The following is an 18,595-nucleotide window of genomic DNA, read 5'->3' as shown; positions in this document are numbered from 1 at the left end:
CCATGATGCACAAATTCCTCCTTTTGACAAACCCAAATTCCTGCCTTTTTGGGGCACCTCTTCCCCCCTGTCAGTCGCCCTCTTGGGGCGACCTCTTGCAAATAAAATCCTTGAAGCGGTGGCGTGGTTTTTCTAGGGTCACATCATTACGTCCTGCGCTGGGTTGCCGTGGTTCCGGGGGTTTTCCCGGGCGGGGCTCAGTGGTCTGAACACAAAGAAACGAACAAACCACAAGTTGCTTATGTCACAGAAACCATTGAAAGTCGGATTGATTGGCGGCGGCAAAGGCGCATTCATCGTGCATCCCCATCAAAAGGCCATTCACATGGACGGCACCCGCCGCGTGGTGGCCGGCGCCTTGTTCCCGGACCCCAAAATCGCGCTCGAAGAAGCCGAGAAATGGCCCTACCCCATCAAAGGTTACGGCTCCTACGATGAAATGATTGCCGAACAGGCCAAGCTGCCCGAAGACGAACGCTTGGACTACGTGCTCATCGTCACTCCCAACCACGTCCACTTTGACCCCGCCATGAAGGCCATGAAGGCGGGCATCCCCGTCTTCTGCGAAAAACCCCTGACCGTCAACCTCAAGCAGGCCACTGAACTGGTCAAGATGCAGCGCAAGACCGGCGTGCCCTTTGGCGTGGCACACACCTACCTGGGCCACTGGACCAGCCGCTTCGCCCGCTGGATTGTGCGCAGCGGCTTGCTGGGCGAAATCCGCTGGGTGGACAGCTACTACATCCAAGGCTGGCTCGCCACCAAGCTCGAAGACACCGGCCAGCAACAGGCCTCCTGGCGCGTCAATCCCAAGCTCGCCGGCGCCTCCGGCTGCGGCGGTGACATCGGCACCCACGCCCTCATGCAGCTCCGCTACATCACCGGCCTGGAGGTCACCGAAGTCTCGGCCCAGCTCGAAACTTTTGTGCCCGGCCGCCAGTTGGACGACCACTTCACCACGTACTGCCGTTTGAACAATGGCGCGCGCGCCCTCGTGCGGGCCTCCCAAATTTGCATCGGCCACAAGAACGATTTGGGCATCAGCATCAACGGCACCAAAGGCTCCCTCCGTTGGCGCCAGGAAGAACCCGAAAGCCTCACCATCAGCCTCATGGGCCAGCCCGACCGCGTTTACTGGCGTGGCTGCGTAGTGCCCAACGACGGCTTCCTCAAGGACGTGCCCAAAGAATTGCTCGACGAAGTCACCATCCCACCGGGGCACCCCGAGGCCTTCCACGATGCCTTCGCCCGGCTACACCGCTGCTTCGAAGCCGACATCCGCAAGTGGAAAGCCACCGGCAAAGTCACCATTGACGGCAGCAAATACGCCAACATCGAAGACGGCTGGATGGGCCTCGCCTTCATCGAGACCGCTGTCAAGAGCGCGTCCAAGAAAGGCGCGTGGGTCAAAATGCCCAAGAAAATCTAAACCCATCGCCCGGCCTTGTGCCGACGGCTTCCCGGCCCCTGCCTCACCGCAGGGGCCTTTTTTTATGTAATCAACCCCTCCCTATCCCCCTGAACCTCGAGACGAGTGCTCATGCCGCCCCGGCACCACGAAGCCAATATCGCCTCCCGCGTGCAAAACCCCTGCCCTTTTGCTAAAACACCCCCATGCAAAACAAACAAACCCAGATTGACACCCAAATCGGCCCCTTCCAACTGGCCATCCTCCTCCTTAGCCTCGTTCTCCTGGCTGCCCTCGCCGCCGACACCCTCCTCACCCTGCCCCCCGAAGTTAGCCAGGTCATCCAGACCATGGACACAATCGTTTGCGGCGTCCTGCTGGTGGACTTTCTCGTCCGCCTGCACCGTGCAGAATCCAAACGCGACTTCATGAAATGGGGCTGGATTGACTTGCTGGCCTGCATCCCCAACGTGGACGCCCTCCGCTGGGGCCGCCTCATCCGCGTGCTGCGTGTTATCCGCCTCCTGCGTGGCATCCGCTCCCTGCACCGCATCTTCCTGCTCATCTTTCAAAACAAACGACAGGGCGGCGCCGCCTCCCTGGGCCTCATGGCCTTCCTCCTCATCACCTTCTCCTCCGTGGCCATCCTCGTGTGCGAGCGCCAGCCCCAGAGTAACATCCAAACCGCCGAAGATGCCCTCTGGTGGAGCGTCACCACCGCCACCACCGTCGGCTATGGCGACAAATACCCCGTGACCACCGAGGGCCGCCTTGTTGGCGTCCTCCTCATGATTTGCGGCGTCGGCATGTTCGCCGGCCTCAGCGGCCTCATCGCCTCCCTCCTCCTGGGCAGCAACGAATCCGCGCCTCCCTCACCCGATGAACTCACCGCTCGCTTGCAGGAAATGGAGAAAAAAATTGATGCACTTCGCCTTGTCATTCAACACCACCAACCCCCGAAGTAGTTTTTGTGATTTACAACAAACGGTAACACATGGATGCTTTTTAGCATCTATCAGCAAAAAGCACCAAATAGCGCTGTTTGCCAGAAAATGGAAAAGGATGTCATTGGGCCATTCTTGACCGAAAAAGATCCAGTTGAAATGGGCGAAGGCGGCATTGACCCCCTGGGAACGGAAGCCTTGGCCGATGCTTTGGCCGTGCGCCTGGCTCCGGGGGTGCGCGAGCGCCAGCGTCATCCGCGCTTCCTTACCGCCATGGCTGTTTCCTTGGTGGTATGCCAGGATTATGACGAAGAGGCACTCGCGGCAGACCGCCTCAGCCCGCCCTGGCTGGTTTTTGAGTGGTACGTGGTGGAAGGCCTAGTGCGCACCCTGGATAAAGAGAAACATATTGGTATTCCGGGCAATCAGAAGGCGGCCAAAGCTATTTCCGAGGGGGTGCCGCTTTCGTCCAAAAGGTATTTGAAAACCCCGAGCATTTTTGGTTTTCACGGAGTTTATCGCCAGCTTGCCCGGACCCTCGGCGTGGCCCAAGGGGACCGCCTGGGGGAAGTGGGCTATGAACTCTTGCTGGTTTGGAGCAAAGAACAACACCTGGAAGGCTTCGTGGGAACGGAAGCTGGACCCGGTCAAGCCTTCCTGGCCCAGCTTAAGGAGGCCTTGGACGCCGGATTGAAAAAAGGGGCCACCGCACGCAGCCCCACGTGGGCCGGCTGGGAATTTTTCTCCCGGCATCTTTCGCCTTATGACGCAGGGATGAAAGAAGCCCGTTTTATATCCGACGCGCTGCTGCGCGATGACCACGGATTTCGCGGTGAGTACCTGGAGTTTCTTATTTCCTCCTTCGGCCAGGAGATTTGGGAAAAAACCGGTTCAGAAAAAGAACTGCATCAAGCTTTAAAATCAAGGGCCAGCCCGGGCCTGCGCCAACTGCTGGAGGCCATTCTTGCTTACGAGGCATTCTGCCGGCTCTGCCAGGACGCCTTTCAAGACTGTCTGTGCGAGCTTACCCGCCAAGGCGCGAAAAAAGTCTCGGTCAAATCGCTCGCAGCTTTGCCAGCCGTCCAGCGCGCCGCGCGCATAGTGCCCGCGTCTTTTACTGAGGTCATGTCGCTTTTAGAGCCAGTGGACCAGGCAGCTCGGTTCCGGGATGCCTTTGGGAGGCTGGGCGAATCCAGCACGGTGAGTGAATGGGTCGAGCGCCTGATGGAGCATCACCGTCAAACCCAGCGGTTGAAGCCACCCCATGGCAAAAATCCATGGTTTGAACGGTTCGACGACGGTACTTTCATCATCCGTCCGGAGTACCGGACGGATGAACATGCCCAGGACAGCCAGGAATACGTTCATTATTATCGGGCCCGCTCACTGTGGCAGTTCGCTCACGATCTTCATTTGCTTTAACCATGAGCAAACCCAGACCAGCCCTGCCCGGCCGCGCCAAAATATTGGATGCCTGGGTGCCTCCGGAGGAGGCCGGCGATGCCATTGGCTGTGTTGCCACCACTTTCACCTTCTCGCCCGTCTTGTTTGAGGAAGAATGTCTGGCCCGTTTTGTTCACCTGGAGAGCAATGCCAGCGAGGATGGCGCAGCTTATCTGGTAGAGCGCGAGGAAAAAATTGCTCAGCTCCTTTGCGCTGCCGTCCTGGTGGACCAGCACCATGCCAAAGGCACCCGCAACCTGCGCTGGGACCTTCTGCCAGCCCGATTGTCCGGCTCTGCCATTCTTCACGCCAAGGTGTCCCTGCTGCTCTGGAGCCGCCATGCCCGCCTCATTGTGGCCTCAGCCAATTTGACCGAGGATGGCTATCGTCGTAATCATGAGATTTTTGGCGTGCTCGACTACCATCCCGAAAGTCAGATACCCCTGCCCGTGCTGGATGATTTCCTACTATTTCTGGACGAAGCTGTTTCCACCGCCAATCCACCCGGCGGTAGCGATAGTCCGGCCGTGTCCCGCTGGCGCGTGTTCCTTGAGCGAGTCAAATCCATGACCCGGGAATGGGGCATCAAGGAATACCCCCGCTCGTGGGGCATCCCCCGTGTTTATGCTGTGCTAACCGGTCCCAACCGGGATGATGTTTTTACACAACTAGGAAAACTTTGGACCGGCCATCCTCCCCCGGATGAGGCTTATGTGTTGAGTCCCTTCTTTGACCCGCCCCATGCGTGCAACCGGCCAGCCAAGACTCTCCTGAAATTCTTAAAGCAGCGGGGCAAAGTTTACGTGCAGTATGATGTGACTGCAGAAGAAATTCCAGGAGAGCGGGCCGCGCTGGTTCACGCCCCGGCGGCCCTGGCCAAAGTGCCGCCGGACGACAAAAACCGCGTTAAGATATGTTTTGGCTGGTTGAAACCGGCTCCCGACGATTTTCCTGAAGAAGGACGCCCTATTCATGCCAAATCCCTGTGGCTGCGCAGCAACCGATGGTTGTGCTACATGATTGGCTCCAGCAATTTCACCTCGCCAGGTTACGGTCTCGATAAAACCCGTAATCTCGAGGCCAATCTCGCGTACCTGGTGGATTACCAACAAAACCCTCGCGCGGACCGGGCATGGCAACACGCCTGTCTGCCGGTGGAGGAATTTCCCCACGACTGGACCCTTCGTTTTCAACCGCAGGAGGACGAGCAGGAAGACACCGCCCCGGCAGAATTTGATTTGCTGCCCCCCGCCTTTGGCCATGCCAATGTCGGCTTGGATGAACAACAGCATCTTTATGTTGAATTCGCTTTCACCAACACTCCTCCCGCTGGCTGGAAATTATTTGCAGAAGATGACCAGGAGCGTTTTACCGATGCCAGCCACTGGAATGCCCAGGGAAACCCCCTGACTTTCCGCCTCCGCTGGCCCCGCGAACGCCCCCCTTCCTATTTCCGCGTAACCTGGCAGGGTTGCCATTATGGCGCATACTGGCCGGTGAATATCATTGCCAGCACGGCATTACCTCCTCCACCTGAATTAAACAACCTGCCTCTGGAGGTCCTGATGGAGATTTTAAGCTCCGCCAGGCCGCTGCATCAGGTGCTCCATCGCTGGTTGCGACGCTCGCAAAAATCTTCCACGATAACCACGGAAACGGCCCTTGACCCCCACCGCCGGGTCAACACGTCCTCCTTTCTTTTGCAGCGCACCCGAAGAGTCTCCAACGCCTTGACGGCCCTGCGTCGCCGATTGCAAATGCCGGTGGCTTCGGAAGCGGCCCTCACCTGGCGCCTGCACGGCCCCATTGGCGTCCTGGCTCTCGCCAAAGCCATCAGCCAGGAAGCACGCTCCGAACCGGAGCGCTGCTTCCTCCTGGCTGAGTTGTGTCTTGAACTCAAGCGCGTTCAGCCTCAAACAACGCCCGGCTGCCTGCCGGCCGAACGTATCCGGGAGGCGTTGCAGGAGATTATCCGGGAAATTTCCACCCAGATCAACGCGGCCGCTTTGAATGATCACCCCAGGCTGGCGGCTTACGTCAAACGCGCCCTGGCGGAGGATGCACCATGAACACCTGGCATCCCTTGGCAAAGGACCTCAGGCTTTACGTGCCGGGACGTATAACGGAAACCGACGCCCGCCGACAGCAACAGACCGCTGCGGCCATTCTTCACCGGCTGGCCCACCAGCCCGGCGTGGTGCTGGCCGATGAAGTCGGCATGGGCAAAACTTTCGTGGCCCTGGCTGTGGCTGCTTCAGTGGCCCTGTCGGATGCCAGACGCCGGCCCGTGGTGGTGATGGTTCCGCCCAGCTTGAAGGAAAAGTGGCCGTCCGATTTCAGGACTTTTCAGGAAGAGTGTTTGCCTGCCGCTCTTCGCCACAAGGTACGGGCGGCCTCGGCAGATTCAGCCGTGGAGTTCCTTAAATTGCTGGATGATCCACCAGAACACCGCCATTCCATCATATTTCTCACCCACGGGGCCATGCATCGGGGTCTGGGCCACGGCCGCGCTGATGCCTGGATTAAGCTGGCAGTCATCCAACGGGCCTTGCGGGGGCGCCACCAACGCAGGCAACTGGAGCGGGGACTATATCGTTGCTTGGGCAGACTATTGTTCCTCCAAGGAGTGCAAAATAAAGCCGCCGATATTTGGCAAGTCCTTCTATCCCACCCTCCGGAACAATGGCTTACGGTCTTGCACGAACATGGCATCGACCCCGAAGGGGATGCCAATCCCCTTACGGATGATGACCCTGTGCCCAGGGTAATCATTCAGGTCCTCCACGATTTCGACACTTCCCACGTTTATGAGGCATTGAAAAACATCCCCCTGCGTCTTTCGGTCAACTACGAGGAACGCATTGAGCGCGCCCGGCACATTCTTGGCGATGCGCTCAAGCAAGTGTGGCGGGCCTGCCTGCAGCGATTGCAACTCCGGCTGCCGCTGCTGATTTTGGATGAGGCTCACCATCTCAAGAATCCCTCCACCCAGCTTGCCGGGCTGTTCCAAAATCCAGATGCCGAACTCGATGCCGAGGAGATCCGGCGCGGCGTGCTGGGCGGCATTTTCGAGCGCATGCTTTTCCTCACGGCCACTCCCTTCCAACTGGGCCATCATGAGCTTTGTTCAGTCCTGGAGAGATTCGATGGCATTGCCTGGGAACCTCCATATGGCCCCGCCATGAGCCGCGCAGCTTTTCAACATCAGCTCCGCGAGCTGCGGCAAAAGCTCGATGCCGCACAAGCTGCCGCCATCAATTTCGACAAAACCTGGGGGGATCTGCGCCCCGAGGATTTGGTCATTGGCGAGGAAAAATTTGGCCTCCACGAGGTGGTCGCTTGGTGGGAAAAGATTCAGGTTGCCAGCCATAAACCAGCGGTTGTGGAAAACCTCCTGGCAAGCTTTAGACGCACGTTTGAGCGCATGCGCGAAGCTGAACAATCCCTGCGTCCGTGGGTCATTAGACACTTGAAGTCACGCACCTGGAATGGGCTGCCACGGCGGGAATTATTGCCCGGCAAAGCTATTATCCATGACTGCCCGGAGGATACCGAAGCCGGCATTGAAGTGTCCAACGAAGCCTTGCTGCCTTTCCTCCTGGCCGCCCGGGCCACCGCCTGCACGCCCGAGTCACGGCCCATTTTTGCGGAGGGGTTGGCCTCCAGTTTTGAAGCTTTTTTGCATACCCGCCACGCCCACTGGGAAGGCCTGGACGGCGATGAGGAGCCGCTTGCCTCCCCGGCGGAGGTGGACCCCGTAGCTCGTTGGTATCTTGATCAACTCACCAAAACCCTGCCTCTCCGGGACCATCGCGACTCGGCCACTCACCCCAAAGTCAAAGCCACCGCTCAGCGCGTGCTGGAGGCCTGGCGCCAAGGTGAAAAGGTGGTCGTCTTCTGCCATTACCTGGCCACCGGACGCGCCTTGCGCCAGGTTATTTCCAACTTGTTGACCGAAGAAATTACCTCGCTGGCCGCCAAGAAACTCCAGTGTAAACCACAAGAATCCATGATGAAGCTGGAACTCCTTGGCCAGCGTTTCTTCAAGTCCAACTCACCTCTCCGCCAGGCCTGCGATGCGGAATTAAGCAGGATTCTGAAGGAGCATCCTGCCCTCGCGGGCTATAAAGTTACGCTGCAAGAAATCGTCCGCCGTTTTTTGCGCACTCCTTCTTTTCTGGTGCGCTTTTTTCCCCTCTCCCCCGGCAAAACGGACGCCGCTGCCGTGCAGCAGGCCTTTACGACCAAAGACAGCTCCGGAGCCTGCCTGCGCGATTTGCTGGAGGGTTTTTTTGAGTTTCTGGAGCGGCGCTGTGCCAAAAGTGAACGCGAGGGTTATCTTAATGCCATCAATAGCATCCAAACCGGCAACCTTGCAGGCCGTGAAGTTCAGGAAACCATCAGCCTCGATGAGCAACAAGGCACCCCTCCCGAGAAGTTGCTTCCTAACGTGCGCCTCGTTAATGGCAAGGTAAGACCTGAAACCCGGCAGACCCTCATGCTCGCCTTCAACAGCCCTTTCTTTCCGGAAATCCTGATTGCCAGCAGTGTCATGTCGGAAGGAGTGGACCTGCACCGGTTTTGCCGTTACGTCATCCACCACGACCTTTGCTGGAATCCAAGCACCCTCGAACAACGCACCGGCAGGGTGGACCGCATCGGAGCCAAAGTCGAACGGTGCGGCCAGCCCATTCGGGTCTATCTGCCTTTCCTCGCAGAAACCCAGGACGAAAAACTGTATCGCGTCGTCATGGACCGCCAGCGCTGGTTCAGCGTCGTCATGGGAGAAAAATTCCAAGTGGATGCGCGCACCACGGAAAAACTGGCTCAGCGCGTGCCACTTCCCCCCACTGTGGCCCAACAACTGGCCTTCCAGCTCGCCGCCTGCGGCACGTGAAACTCCGGCCCCCTTTGTGACCGGCAGGGCTTGCGCTGCTCACCGCAAGGGCAAGCGATACAAATGCACCCCGTACCCGGCAAAGGTGTCTGTAAAAGTGCCGTTGGTCACAGGAAGCTGCCGGTTTTCATGCAGAACTTCCACAGGCGCGGCACGGCCCGCCGCTTGCAGAGTGAAGACGGCTTTCACAGGCTGGTTGCGCATGGCCACCGCAAAAATATACAAGGCACCCTCGTGCCGGTGGGCCGCCACAGCCACTGGCACCTCCGCCGGCTCGGTGGTCACGCGCACCGCCTGCGGGAGGGGCGGCTGATGGAGCACCGGCGCCAGCGCGTGAATCTGGCGATTAATCTCCGTGACCGCCGGCAGCAGCTCGGCATCGTCCAACAGCGCCGATTCATTGAACCGGGGATTCCATTCGTGCACAAAATAAATCAGGCCGCGTGATCCGTGAATGAGCGACATCCAAACCTCGGCGCGCACCTGCGCGGCGGTGGCCTTGTTGGTGGAACTGATGCGCGTGCACTCGATGCAATTCCAGACCACCTGCTCCGGGCGACTCCATTGTTTCAACCGCTCCACGCCGCGCGCCACATACCAGAGATTGTTTTGCACGTCAGGGTGACTGTGGGCCACAGGGTAAATATCGAAGGAAACAATGTCACAGCCCTTGATGTATTCCGGATAATCTTCCGGGTGATTGGTGCGCACCCCGCGCCCATGCCAGCGGTCCCACGCCACGCCCTGGCCCAGGTTCAGCAACACCGGACGCGTGGGGTCCGCCGCGCGCAGGCGCTGGTAGTCCTCCACAATTTTGGCGGGCGGAATCGGCGGCCCATAGCCCTTGCCCTGCCCCAGCGATTGCGCGTTGTCCGGCTCGTCCCCGTGCATCCAACCAATGATGGTGGGGTCCTCCAAATGCTTCAACCCCACCTCGTTCTGATGGCAAATCACCTTCATCCCCGCGGCCTTGAGCGCCGCCAGTTGCGCCTCCGTGGGGCCGCGCCACAACCCCACATACACATTGAAACCCGCCGCCTTGTAGCGCTCGGCCTTGCTGGGATTCTGCAGCCATACCGCAATCGGAAAGAAACCGGCATCCGCCGGCGGCCCATTTTTCCATCGCGCGTAAAGACTCGCGCCAGCGCTGGCCGGCTGCGCCATCGAACGCAACAGCGACAGCAAAATAATGACCAAAATCACCACGCCCAGCACGGCGCGCCCGCAATGGGAACACGCCCCCCGCTCTCTTCGCCATGGCTGCATGGCAGATAAATACCGCCGATGCGCGCAGGCTTCAAGGGAAAGTGCTTGAGCCGCAAGCCGCCCCTCGCTAGCCTACGCCGCACTATGCGCCTGTGCATTATTGGAACGGGTTACGTAGGTTTGGTGACCGGCACCTGTTTTGCGGAGGTAGGCCATCAGGTGGTTTGCGTGGATTGCGATGCCGCCAAAATTGCCGCCCTCCAGGCAGGACAAATGCCGATTTATGAGCCAGGACTGGAAGAGCTGGTGCAACGCAACAAGGCGGCCGGCCGCCTGGACTTTACCACCTCCACCAAGGAAGGCGTGGACCGCGCCGACATCATCTTCATTGCAGTGCCCACTCCCCCGCTGCCGGATGGCTCGGTGGATTTGAGCTTCATGGAGGGCGTCTCCCGCGACATCGCCGCCGCCATGACCTCCTACAAAATCGTGGTGGACAAAAGCACCGTCCCCGTCAAAACCGGCGAAAAAGTCGCCGAAACCATCAAACGCTATTGCAAGGCCAGGGTGGAGTTTGATGTCGTCAGCAACCCGGAATTCCTGCGCGAAGGGTTTGCCGTCGAGGATTTCCTCAAGCCAGACCGCATCGTCATCGGCGTGCGCTCGCCGCGTCCCGTGGCCGCCATGAAGGAGCTATACGCCCCTTTCAACGCCCCCATCATCGTCACGGACATCAATTCCGCCGAGCTTATCAAACACGCCGCCAATTCCTTCCTCGCGCTCAAGATTTCCTACATCAACGCCGTGGCCGCCATTTGCGAGGCCTCCGGCGCCAACGTGGAGGAAGTTGCCAACGGCATCGGCATGGATAAACGTATCGGCCGGGCCTTCCTCAACGCCGGCATCGGCTTCGGCGGCAGTTGTTTCCCCAAGGACTTGAGCGCCTTCATTCGCATCTCGGAAGATTTGGGCTGCCCTTTCCACCTGCTGCGCGAGGTGCAGCGCATCAACGCCGCCCAAATGGACCGCTTCATTAAAAAAATCACCGACACCCTCTGGGTGCTCAAAGGCAAAACGCTGGGCGTGCTGGGGCTGGCTTTCAAACAAAACACGGATGACATCCGCATGTCCCCCGCCATCGAGCTGTGCCAGCGCCTGCTCAAAGAGGGGGCGCGGTTGCGCGTGCATGACCCCAAGGCCATGCCCAAAGCACGGGCCGTCCTGCCCGACGTGGAATACGTGGACGACATGAACGCCGTCGCCGAGGGCTGCGATGCGCTGGTCATCGCCACCGAATGGGAGGAATTCAAAAAGCTCGACCTCGAGCGCGCCCGCAAAACCCTCAGCCATCCCATACTCTTCGACGGGCGCAACCTCTTTGACCCCGCCGAAATGGAACGCCTCGGCTTCATCTACAAAAGCGTGGGACGATAATGCCCGCACAGCGCATCGAGGTGGCCGCCGGCCTCATTTTTCGCCACGGCCGGCTCCTGATTGCCCAACGCCGCCGCGGCGACCACCTCGGCGGCGCGTGGGAATTCCCCGGCGGCAAGCGCGAGCCGGGCGAAAGCTATGAGGCCTGCCTCGCCCGCGAATTGCAGGAGGAATTGGGCGTGCAAGTGCAGGTGGGCGAACTGGTCGAAAGCGTGGACCACGATTATCCCGAAAAAAAAGTCCACCTCCGCTTTTTCCTTTGCCGGCTCCTCCACGGTGAACCGCACCCCTTGGGCTGCGCCGCCGTGGCCTGGGTCAGCCGCGAAGAGCTGACCCGCTACCACTTCCCCCCCGCCGACGCCCGGCTTTTGGCCAAGCTACAGGCTCATTCGGAATGGTGGGCGGAATAAAAATAAAATCGCCCGACTTGCGCTGATGGGATGGAGCCAGGGAACCTAGAGCCACGCCGTGCCGCCAAAACAAGACGCCAACAACTACGCCGTGGGGGCACGTTAAATGGAGTCACTCACAACTCCACCCGCCCCAAGCCGTTTCCCAAGCCAACCGCGGGGCAAGAAGACATTGCCGCACTCCCCCCACCCCTAAGCAGGGCATCAATCAGGATCAACCCGGCCCGCGCCCGCCTTATTTAATCGTCACCAAGGCCAGAGAATCCCGGTCTTTGATAAACAACCGGTCTCCCGAGGCCACCGGATATGCGTAGGTCTGGGCGGCGTCCAATTTGATGCGCGCCACTTCTTTCAAGGCTTGGGCATTCGGCTCCGCCACCACCAATTCCGCCGCAGGCGTCAGCGCCAGCAACACGCTGCCGCCGTCCACCACGGAGCCATACCCGCCACCGCCCATCCCGCCGCCACGCCCGCCCCGGCCACCCCCCGGCCCGCCGCCGCCTCCACCGGCAGCCGGCTGCGGCGCGGCCTCGGCCGGAGCAGCGCCCGCAAACGGCACACTCCAGGCCACTTTGCCATCCTTGGCGCTCGCGCAGAAAAGTTCATTACGGGCGGAAATGCCGTATAACCAGCCATTTTTCAGCACCGGCGTGTTGAACTGCAAATTGATGTCCGGACTTTTCCACAGCTCGGTGGCCGTGAATTTGTCGCCTTCTTTGGCCAATTTGACCGCGGTCAGGCCGCGGCCTGACCCGCCAAAAATGACCGTGGCGCCATCCACAATGGGCGTGACCGCATTATAGCCCCGCCCCTGCACGGCAAAGGGCGTCTCCCACACCAGCTTGCCCTCCGCCAGCGTCAACGCCACCATCTTGGTATCGGTCTGGGCAATGACCAGCTTGACGCCGTCCACCGTGGCCAACACCGGCGAGGCATACGCCGCGCCGTCGCCTGTCCAGCGCCATTTCTCCTGCCCCGTGCCCAAGTCATAGGCCAGCACCCCACCCTGATTGCCACCCCCCAATTGCACCACGCACAAGCCATCCACGAGCAACGGGGAAGCCGAGGTGAAGAAACGCGGCAAAGAGCCGGTAAATTCCTCCTTGCGCCACAGCAACTTGCCGGTATTGGCATCCCAGCAGGATAATATCCCACGCACCCCCAGCGCCACCACCTTGCCCTCCGCCACGGCCGGAGTGGCCCGCGGGCCGCTGAAACCGGCCGCCGGCCCGGTGGCGCCTTGCGTCTCGTAACTGTCCTGCCAAAGCTCCTTGCCCGTGGCCGCGTCCAGGCAACGCATGACTTCTTTACCCTCCTGACGCGCAATAACATACAAACGATTGCCCACCAGCGAGGGATTGGCCACTCCTTCACCGACGGTGACTTTCCAGGCCGCTTTCAATTCTTTGGGCCAGGCGGCCGGAGCCTTGAAATCTGCAGCCCTTGCGTCCCGATTAAGGCCGCGCCATTGAGGCCAATCTTGGGCTTGTACCATGGCGGCCATTAGCAAACCGCCGCAACCAGCGATGCTCCATAAGAGCGAGGTCGTAGTTTTCATGCTCATCGTGGGTTTTGGGTTTGGGTGAGTCATTTTCAGGGCGCACGTGAAGACAGCCTGCCTTCCCCCTTGCCGCTCAAGGGGAAATGCAACGCCCCATGCTGGTCTATTTGCATGGATTCATGGCTTTAGACGAACGGCCCGGCCCAACGGTTACAGTAATCCCCCTTTCGCTTTCTCGCAGAAACCGCCCCTAGGTCTTGGGCCTTGGGGCATTGCCCGAGCATGACAATGCGCCAGATTCCAGACACTTGCTGGCGAAAAGTCATAGCCTTCCTCCGCGCCATGTCCAGCAGGCGGTGGTTTTTTGCGCTCGCCAAGGGAAACATTTTGCCCAACTCTGAGCCTATGAATGAATCCACTCCCTCTCGACGCATGAACACCACCCTGAACCGCCGCCATTTCATCGCCGCTGCCGGAATGGCAGCGGTGGCCGCAAGCACCAGCTCCTCAAAAGCCGCCGAGGCCGGCGCCGCCCCGCTCAAGATTATCGGTGTAGCCTGCAGCCCACGCAAAGGCATGACCACTGCCAAAGCCGTGCAGGCGGCGCTGGAAGCTGCGCGGGCCGTGGACGCCCGCATCCAAACTGAGCTGCTGGATTTGGGCGGGCTGAACATCCATGGGCATTCACCCACGCCCATCAACGACGATTTCAATCCATTGATGGCCAAATTTACCGATCCAGCTTTTGGCGGGTTGATTATTGGCTCCCCCTCTTATTTCCGCACCATGAGTGCATTGTGCAAGGCATTCATCGAGCGCTGCTATGCCCTGCGTGACCCCAAGAATGTGTTTGCCAACAAACCGGTGGGGGTAGTGGCAGTGGCGGGCAATCGCAACGGTGGCCAGGAGCTGATCATTCAACAAATTCAGGCCGCCATGATTAGCTTCAACATGTTCATCGTGGGCGGCAACTCGCCAGCCTACCTGGGCGGCACCCTTGTGGCCAGCAAGGACGACATCAGCACAGACGAAGTGGGATTGGATTCCGCCCGCAAGACGGGCGCGCGGGTGGCGCAAGTGGTCCTGCGGCTGGCCGGCCTGACGGCAGGTTAACCTTGGGTGGTCTTAAACCACGCCACAAACCGGCGAATGCCCTCCTCGATTTTCACCTGAGGCGCATAACCCAAAAGGCGTTGGGCTTTTTCCACGTTGGCATAGGTAATCGGCACATCTCCGGCCTGCGGCGGTTGCCAGTCTATGACCGCCTTCACCCCCATTTCTTGCTCCAAAACTTCAATCAGCCGGTTGAGGGTCACGGTCTGCGATTCGCCCAGGTTGATGATTTCGTAACCAAACTCTTTTTCCGTGCAGGCCAGCACACCTGAGACCGTGTCGGTGATGTAGGTATAATCCCGGGCTGTAGAGCCGTCCCCATAGACCGGGATGGGCTGGCCGTCCCGCATCAGGCGCGCGAATTTGTGAATGGCAAGGTCCGGCCGCTGGCGCGGACCATACACCGTGAAAAACCGGAGCATCACCACATCCATCCCATAAACATGATGATACACATGCCCCAGGGCTTCGCACGCCAGCTTGCTGGCGGCGTAAGGGCTGATGGGCGTAAAGATGGGGTCACTCTCGCTGAACGGCACCCGGGCATTGATTCCGTACACCGAGGAAGAGGAGGCCATGATGATTTTGCGCACCTTGTGCCGCCGCGCCGCTTCCAACAACAGGGCCGTGCCCTCCACGTTCACCCGCAGGTACAGGGCGGGTTGCTGCAGGCTGGGCCGTACGCCGGCGCGCGCCGCCAGGTGAATCACCTGGTCAAAGGGGGCAAAGCTGAATACCTCCTCCAGTGTTTCCGCATCGGTGATGTCCCCCTGCACAAACTCAAAGTCCCGGCCCAACGCCTGCAAGGCCCGTAAATTGGCCTGCTTCAGGGCGGGCGCGTAAAAATCGTTCAAGTCGTCCAGCGCCCATACGGCATGCCCTCGCTGCAGGAGCGCCTCGCACACATGAGAGCCAATAAAACCCGCGCCGCCGGTGACCAGAAAGTTCATGGGCGGAGAATAACTGTCGGGCCGCCGCCTGTCGAGCCGCCGGGCCGCTGTTCTCCCCCCTCTGCCTGTGCGCCCCCCCCGAAACTGCCGACAAGGACGAAAAAAGACATCCGCCCCACCCTCAGCCGCAGTCGGGCAGGCGTCATTGCTGTTGCGCGGGGGCACGGGCAACGTTAGATTTACCGCGCTATGACGTTGACGGAAAAAGTGTTGGCCCGGGCCGCGGGCAAAGCCCGGGTGCAGGCAGGGGAAAATGTCTGGGTAAACGCGGACGTGCTCATGACCCACGATGTGTGCGGGCCGGGCACGATTGGGGTATTCAAGCGTGAATTTGGCCCGGACGCCAAAGTTTGGGACCGCACCAAGGTGGTCATCATTCCCGACCATTACATTTTCACCGCGGACTCCAACTCCAACCGCAACGTGAATCTGCTGCGGCAGTTTGTCAAAGAACAGGGCCTGATTTATTTCTACGATGTCATTGATGACCCCAATGGCAACTGGCAGTTTGACCCGGCCAAAGGCCATTTTGTGCGCCAGTATGGTTCCCAATATGCCGGCGTCTGCCACAGCGCCCTCCCCCAAAAGGGCCACACCCGCCCCGGCGAAGTCTTGTTTGGCACCGACAGCCATACCTGCACCGCCGGCGCCTTCAACGAGTTTGCCACGGGCATCGGCAACACGGACGCCGGCTTCGTCATGGGCACCGGCAAACTGCTGCTCAAAGTGCCGGAAACCATGCACTTCCGCTTTGAGGGCCGTTTGCAGCCGGGCGTCATGGCCAAGGATATCATCCTGCATATCATCGGCGAAATCGGCTTTGACGGCGCCACCTACCGCGCCATGCAATTTGACGGCCCCGGCGTGGCCAGCCTCTCCATGGACGACCGCATGACCATCGCCAACATGGCCATCGAAGCCGGCGGGAAAAATGGCATTTTTGAGTTTGACGCCCGCACGGCGGAATATGTGGAAAACCGCACCCGTCTTAATGGCACCAAAACCACCTACGAGCCGGTGGAGCCGGACAAGGACCAGAAGTTTATTTACGAGCTGGTGGTGGATTTGAGCAAACTGGAGCCTACCGTGGCCTGCCATCCCGACCCCGGCCAACGCAAGCTGGCCAAGGAACTGGAGCACATCAAGCTGGACCGCGCTTACATCGGCTCCTGCACTGGCGGCAAAACCAGCGACTTTGTGGAGTTTGCCCGCATCATCCGCGGACGCAAAGTGGTCATTGACACCTTCGGCGTGCCCGCCACCCCGGAAATTGTGCGGGACCTGCAAACCACCCGCTGGGGCGACAAGTCCATCTGGCAAATCCTGGTGGAGGCCGGCGTGATGATGACCGAAAACGCCGGTTGCGCGGCCTGTCTGGGCGGGCCGGTGGATACCTTTGGGCGCATCAACAAGCCCATGAAGTGCATCAGCGCCACCAACCGCAATTTCCCCGGCCGCATGGGCCATAAGGAAAGCCAGGTCTTTCTCGCCAGCCCGGCCACCGTGGCTGCCAGCGCCCTGACCGGACGCATCACTGACCCGCGGGAGTACCTTTAAGCCGTCCGCGCTGTAACCTGAGCCAAAGCCGTTGTCTCACAAGCCGGGGGATTGCCGGAGGCAAAAGGCCTTGGAATTAGGGCAAAGAAAAGCCGCCCCTGCCTGAGCCTTTGTATTGCTTAAACTCAGGCCCCCTTAAAAGAGGAAGGCGCGGGTTAGCCGTTGAACTGGCGCACGGCCACCGTGGCATTGTGGCCGCCGAAACCGAAGGAATTGTTCAGGAGCGCCCGAATGCGCATCTCGCGCGCCGTGTTGGGCACGTAATCCAAATCACACTCCGGGTCCGGTTTTTCCAGGTTGATGGTGGGCGGGGAGACCTGGTTTTGCATGGCCAGGATGCTGATGACCAGCTCCGTGGCCCCTGCTGCACCCAGCATGTGGCCGGTGGCGCCTTTGGTGGAATTGACCGCGATTTTGCGGGCATGCTCGCCAAACACCGTCTTGATGGCCTGGGTTTCCGCCACATCCCCGCTGGGGGTGGCCGTGCCATGCGCGTTGATGTAATCAATGTCTTCCGTGCGCAATCCCGCGCTGCGCAACGCCATGGCCATGCAACGGGCGGCGCCTTCGCCTCCCGGGGCGGGGGCGCTCAGATGATAAGCGTCCGCCGTGTTGCCGTACCCCACAACTTCCGCGTAAATCTTGGCCCCGCGGGCCTTGGCATGCTCCAATTCCTCCATGAGCACCACGGCGGCGCCTTCGCCCATCACAAAACCATCGCGCTCCGCATCAAAGGGGCGCGAAGCTTTTTTCGGCTCATGATTGCGGGTGCTCATGGCGCGCATGGCGCAGAAGCCGCTGATGCCCAGAGGCACAATGGTGGCCTCGCTGCCGCCGGCAAAGATGGCCTGGGCATCACCCATTTTGATGGTGCGCCACGCCTCGCCCACCGCGTGGGTGGAAGTGGCGCAGGCGGAGCAGGTGGCCACGTTGGGGCCGCGCAATTTGTAGTACATCGAGAACATGCCCGAAGCCATGTTCAAGATGAGCATGGGAATCATGAAGGGCGAAACCCGCCCGGGGCCGCGGGAGAGCAACACCTTGTGCTGCTCAGCCGTGGTGTGCAGGCCGCCGATGCCCGAGCCGATGAACACGCCAATTTCATCACGGTTCACCCGCTCCAGGTCCAGCCCCGAATCCCGCAACGCCTGCCAGGCGGCATAGACGCCAAATTGGGCAAAGCGGTCCGAACGCTTGGCTTCCTTGGGCGAGGGAAAGGCCGGGGAAGGGTCAAAATTTTTGACCTCCGCCGCAATCTGGCAGTCAAACTCCGCGGGGTCAAAGGCCGTGATGCGGTCAATGCCGCACTGGCCGGAAACCACATTTTGCCACAGCGTCTGCGGGTCATGCCCCAAGGGCGTAACCACCCCCAAGCCTGTGATGACGACACGGCGGTCGGACCAACTGCTTGCCATAAAATAAAAGGGCAGCCAGGGCTAATCCCAGCCAGAGCTGCCCCGTGAAATTTCCAGCCGGTTATTTCTTGATGTCTTCGATGTACTTGATGACATCCCCAACGGTTTGCAGCTTCTCGGCCTCTTCGTCAGGGATTTCGCTGCCAAATTCCTCCTCCAGCGCCATGACCAGCTCGACAATGTCGAGTGAGTCTGCGCCCAAATCGTCCACGATTTTCGCGTCGCTCGTCACTTCGTCAGGATTCACGCCTAATTGCTCGACGATGATTTCCTTGACCCGTGTTTCTACTGGTTTGTCAGCCATCGGTATTCTCCGT

14 protein-coding genes are annotated in these 18,595 nt (G+C 59.9%); 9 read left to right on the top strand and 5 right to left on the bottom strand.

All coding sequences use genetic code 11. The features are described 5' to 3' along the window. Nucleotides 1-241: 241 nt before the first annotated feature. The 5 genes from NXS98_RS00400 to NXS98_RS00380 all read left to right on the top strand — a co-directional run bounded on the left by NXS98_RS00400 (nt 242) and on the right by NXS98_RS00380 (nt 8,692). Entirely contained in the window at nt 242-1,429 is a 1,188-nt protein-coding gene (locus tag NXS98_RS00400; protein ID WP_283846476.1) for a Gfo/Idh/MocA family protein, read from the top strand. 185 nt (nt 1,430-1,614) lie between these two features. Then, nucleotides 1,615-2,373 (top strand): ion transporter, encoded by a 759-nt coding sequence (locus tag NXS98_RS00395; protein ID WP_283846475.1) that lies wholly within the window; start codon nt 1,615-1,617, stop codon nt 2,371-2,373. A gap of 138 nt (nt 2,374-2,511) precedes the next feature. After that, complete coding sequence (locus tag NXS98_RS00390) at nt 2,512-3,774, top strand: hypothetical protein (protein WP_283846474.1); 1,263 nt, start codon at nt 2,512-2,514, stop codon at nt 3,772-3,774. A 2-nt stretch (nt 3,775-3,776) separates the two neighbouring features. Next, nucleotides 3,777-5,864: a phospholipase D-like domain-containing protein gene (locus tag NXS98_RS00385; RefSeq protein WP_283846473.1), complete on the top strand. Its 2,088-nt coding sequence runs from the start codon at nt 3,777-3,779 to the stop codon at nt 5,862-5,864. Continuing rightward, a complete protein-coding gene (locus NXS98_RS00380) occupies nt 5,861-8,692 on the top strand; it encodes a helicase-related protein (protein ID WP_283846472.1) in 2,832 nt (943 codons plus the stop codon). Before NXS98_RS00385 ends, NXS98_RS00380 begins: the two co-directional genes overlap by 4 nt. 39 nt (nt 8,693-8,731) lie before the next feature. Here the strand turns inward: NXS98_RS00380 and NXS98_RS00375 are convergent, their stop codons facing one another. Then, entirely contained in the window at nt 8,732-9,958 is a 1,227-nt protein-coding gene (locus NXS98_RS00375) for a hypothetical protein (protein WP_283846471.1), read from the bottom strand. A gap of 84 nt (nt 9,959-10,042) precedes the next feature. Between NXS98_RS00375 and NXS98_RS00370 the strand changes: the two genes are divergently transcribed. Beyond that, nucleotides 10,043-11,332: a UDP-glucose dehydrogenase family protein gene (locus NXS98_RS00370; RefSeq protein WP_283846470.1), complete on the top strand. Its 1,290-nt coding sequence runs from the start codon at nt 10,043-10,045 to the stop codon at nt 11,330-11,332. Next, nucleotides 11,332-11,742 carry an 8-oxo-dGTP diphosphatase MutT gene (gene mutT, locus NXS98_RS00365; protein ID WP_283846469.1) on the top strand — a complete coding sequence of 137 codons (411 nt, stop codon included), beginning with the start codon at nt 11,332-11,334 and terminating at the stop codon, nt 11,740-11,742. The genes NXS98_RS00370 and mutT overlap by 1 nt, the downstream gene beginning before the upstream one ends. A gap of 235 nt (nt 11,743-11,977) precedes the next feature. Here the strand turns inward: mutT and NXS98_RS00360 are convergent, their stop codons facing one another. After that, the gene (locus NXS98_RS00360) at nt 11,978-13,300 is read right to left on the bottom strand and encodes a PQQ-binding-like beta-propeller repeat protein (protein ID WP_283846468.1); all 1,323 of its coding nucleotides are present in this window, start codon (nt 13,298-13,300) and stop codon (nt 11,978-11,980) included. 348 nt (nt 13,301-13,648) lie between these two features. On the opposite strand from NXS98_RS00360, the gene NXS98_RS00355 reads away from it, so the two are divergent. Beyond that, entirely contained in the window at nt 13,649-14,356 is a 708-nt protein-coding gene (locus NXS98_RS00355) for a flavodoxin family protein (protein WP_283846467.1), read from the top strand. Here the strand turns inward: NXS98_RS00355 and NXS98_RS00350 are convergent. Beyond that, nucleotides 14,353-15,306 (bottom strand): SDR family NAD(P)-dependent oxidoreductase, encoded by a 954-nt coding sequence (locus NXS98_RS00350; protein ID WP_283846466.1) that lies wholly within the window; start codon nt 15,304-15,306, stop codon nt 14,353-14,355. The two genes, NXS98_RS00355 and NXS98_RS00350, sit on opposite strands and share 4 nt — an antisense overlap. A 189-nt stretch (nt 15,307-15,495) precedes the next feature. Between NXS98_RS00350 and NXS98_RS00345 the strand changes: the two genes are divergently transcribed. Beyond that, complete coding sequence (locus tag NXS98_RS00345; protein ID WP_283846465.1) at nt 15,496-16,863, top strand: 3-isopropylmalate dehydratase large subunit; 1,368 nt, start codon at nt 15,496-15,498, stop codon at nt 16,861-16,863. Nucleotides 16,864-17,018: 155 nt separating this feature from the next. On the opposite strand, the gene fabF is transcribed toward NXS98_RS00345, so the two are convergent. Together fabF and acpP are read right to left on the bottom strand one after the other, a co-directional pair. Next, a complete protein-coding gene (gene fabF / locus NXS98_RS00340) occupies nt 17,019-18,278 on the bottom strand; it encodes a beta-ketoacyl-ACP synthase II (RefSeq protein ID WP_283846464.1) in 1,260 nt (419 codons plus the stop codon). Nucleotides 18,279-18,339: 61 nt separating this feature from the next. Beyond that, entirely contained in the window at nt 18,340-18,582 is a 243-nt protein-coding gene (acpP, locus tag NXS98_RS00335; protein WP_283846463.1) for an acyl carrier protein, read from the bottom strand. Between the last annotated feature and the right edge of the window lie 13 nt (nt 18,583-18,595).

It is taken from the genome of Fontisphaera persica (assembly GCF_024832785.1).
Lineage (GTDB): Bacteria > Verrucomicrobiota > Verrucomicrobiia > Limisphaerales > Fontisphaeraceae > Fontisphaera > Fontisphaera persica.
This window is presented reverse-complemented; position numbering and strand designations above follow the sequence as displayed.

What these genes read in the sequence shown, in the direction of transcription:
- NXS98_RS00400 (WP_283846476.1), top strand. Translation starts at nt 242, where the DNA reads ATGTCACAGAAACCATTGAAAGTCGGATTGATTGGCGGCGGCAAAGGC.
- NXS98_RS00380 (WP_283846472.1), top strand. Translation starts at nt 5,861, where the DNA reads ATGAACACCTGGCATCCCTTGGCAAAGGACCTCAGGCTTTACGTGCCG.
- NXS98_RS00395 (WP_283846475.1), top strand. Translation starts at nt 1,615, where the DNA reads ATGCAAAACAAACAAACCCAGATTGACACCCAAATCGGCCCCTTCCAA.
- acpP (WP_283846463.1), bottom strand. Translation starts at nt 18,582, where the DNA reads ATGGCTGACAAACCAGTAGAAACACGGGTCAAGGAAATCATCGTCGAG.
- fabF (WP_283846464.1), bottom strand. Translation starts at nt 18,278, where the DNA reads ATGGCAAGCAGTTGGTCCGACCGCCGTGTCGTCATCACAGGCTTGGGG.
- NXS98_RS00375 (WP_283846471.1), bottom strand. Translation starts at nt 9,958, where the DNA reads ATGCAGCCATGGCGAAGAGAGCGGGGGGCGTGTTCCCATTGCGGGCGC.
- mutT (WP_283846469.1), top strand. Translation starts at nt 11,332, where the DNA reads ATGCCCGCACAGCGCATCGAGGTGGCCGCCGGCCTCATTTTTCGCCAC.
- NXS98_RS00360 (WP_283846468.1), bottom strand. Translation starts at nt 13,300, where the DNA reads ATGAAAACTACGACCTCGCTCTTATGGAGCATCGCTGGTTGCGGCGGT.
- NXS98_RS00370 (WP_283846470.1), top strand. Translation starts at nt 10,043, where the DNA reads ATGCGCCTGTGCATTATTGGAACGGGTTACGTAGGTTTGGTGACCGGC.
- NXS98_RS00345 (WP_283846465.1), top strand. Translation starts at nt 15,496, where the DNA reads ATGACGTTGACGGAAAAAGTGTTGGCCCGGGCCGCGGGCAAAGCCCGG.
- NXS98_RS00390 (WP_283846474.1), top strand. Translation starts at nt 2,512, where the DNA reads ATGGGCGAAGGCGGCATTGACCCCCTGGGAACGGAAGCCTTGGCCGAT.
- NXS98_RS00355 (WP_283846467.1), top strand. Translation starts at nt 13,649, where the DNA reads ATGAATGAATCCACTCCCTCTCGACGCATGAACACCACCCTGAACCGC.
- NXS98_RS00350 (WP_283846466.1), bottom strand. Translation starts at nt 15,306, where the DNA reads ATGAACTTTCTGGTCACCGGCGGCGCGGGTTTTATTGGCTCTCATGTG.
- NXS98_RS00385 (WP_283846473.1), top strand. Translation starts at nt 3,777, where the DNA reads ATGAGCAAACCCAGACCAGCCCTGCCCGGCCGCGCCAAAATATTGGAT.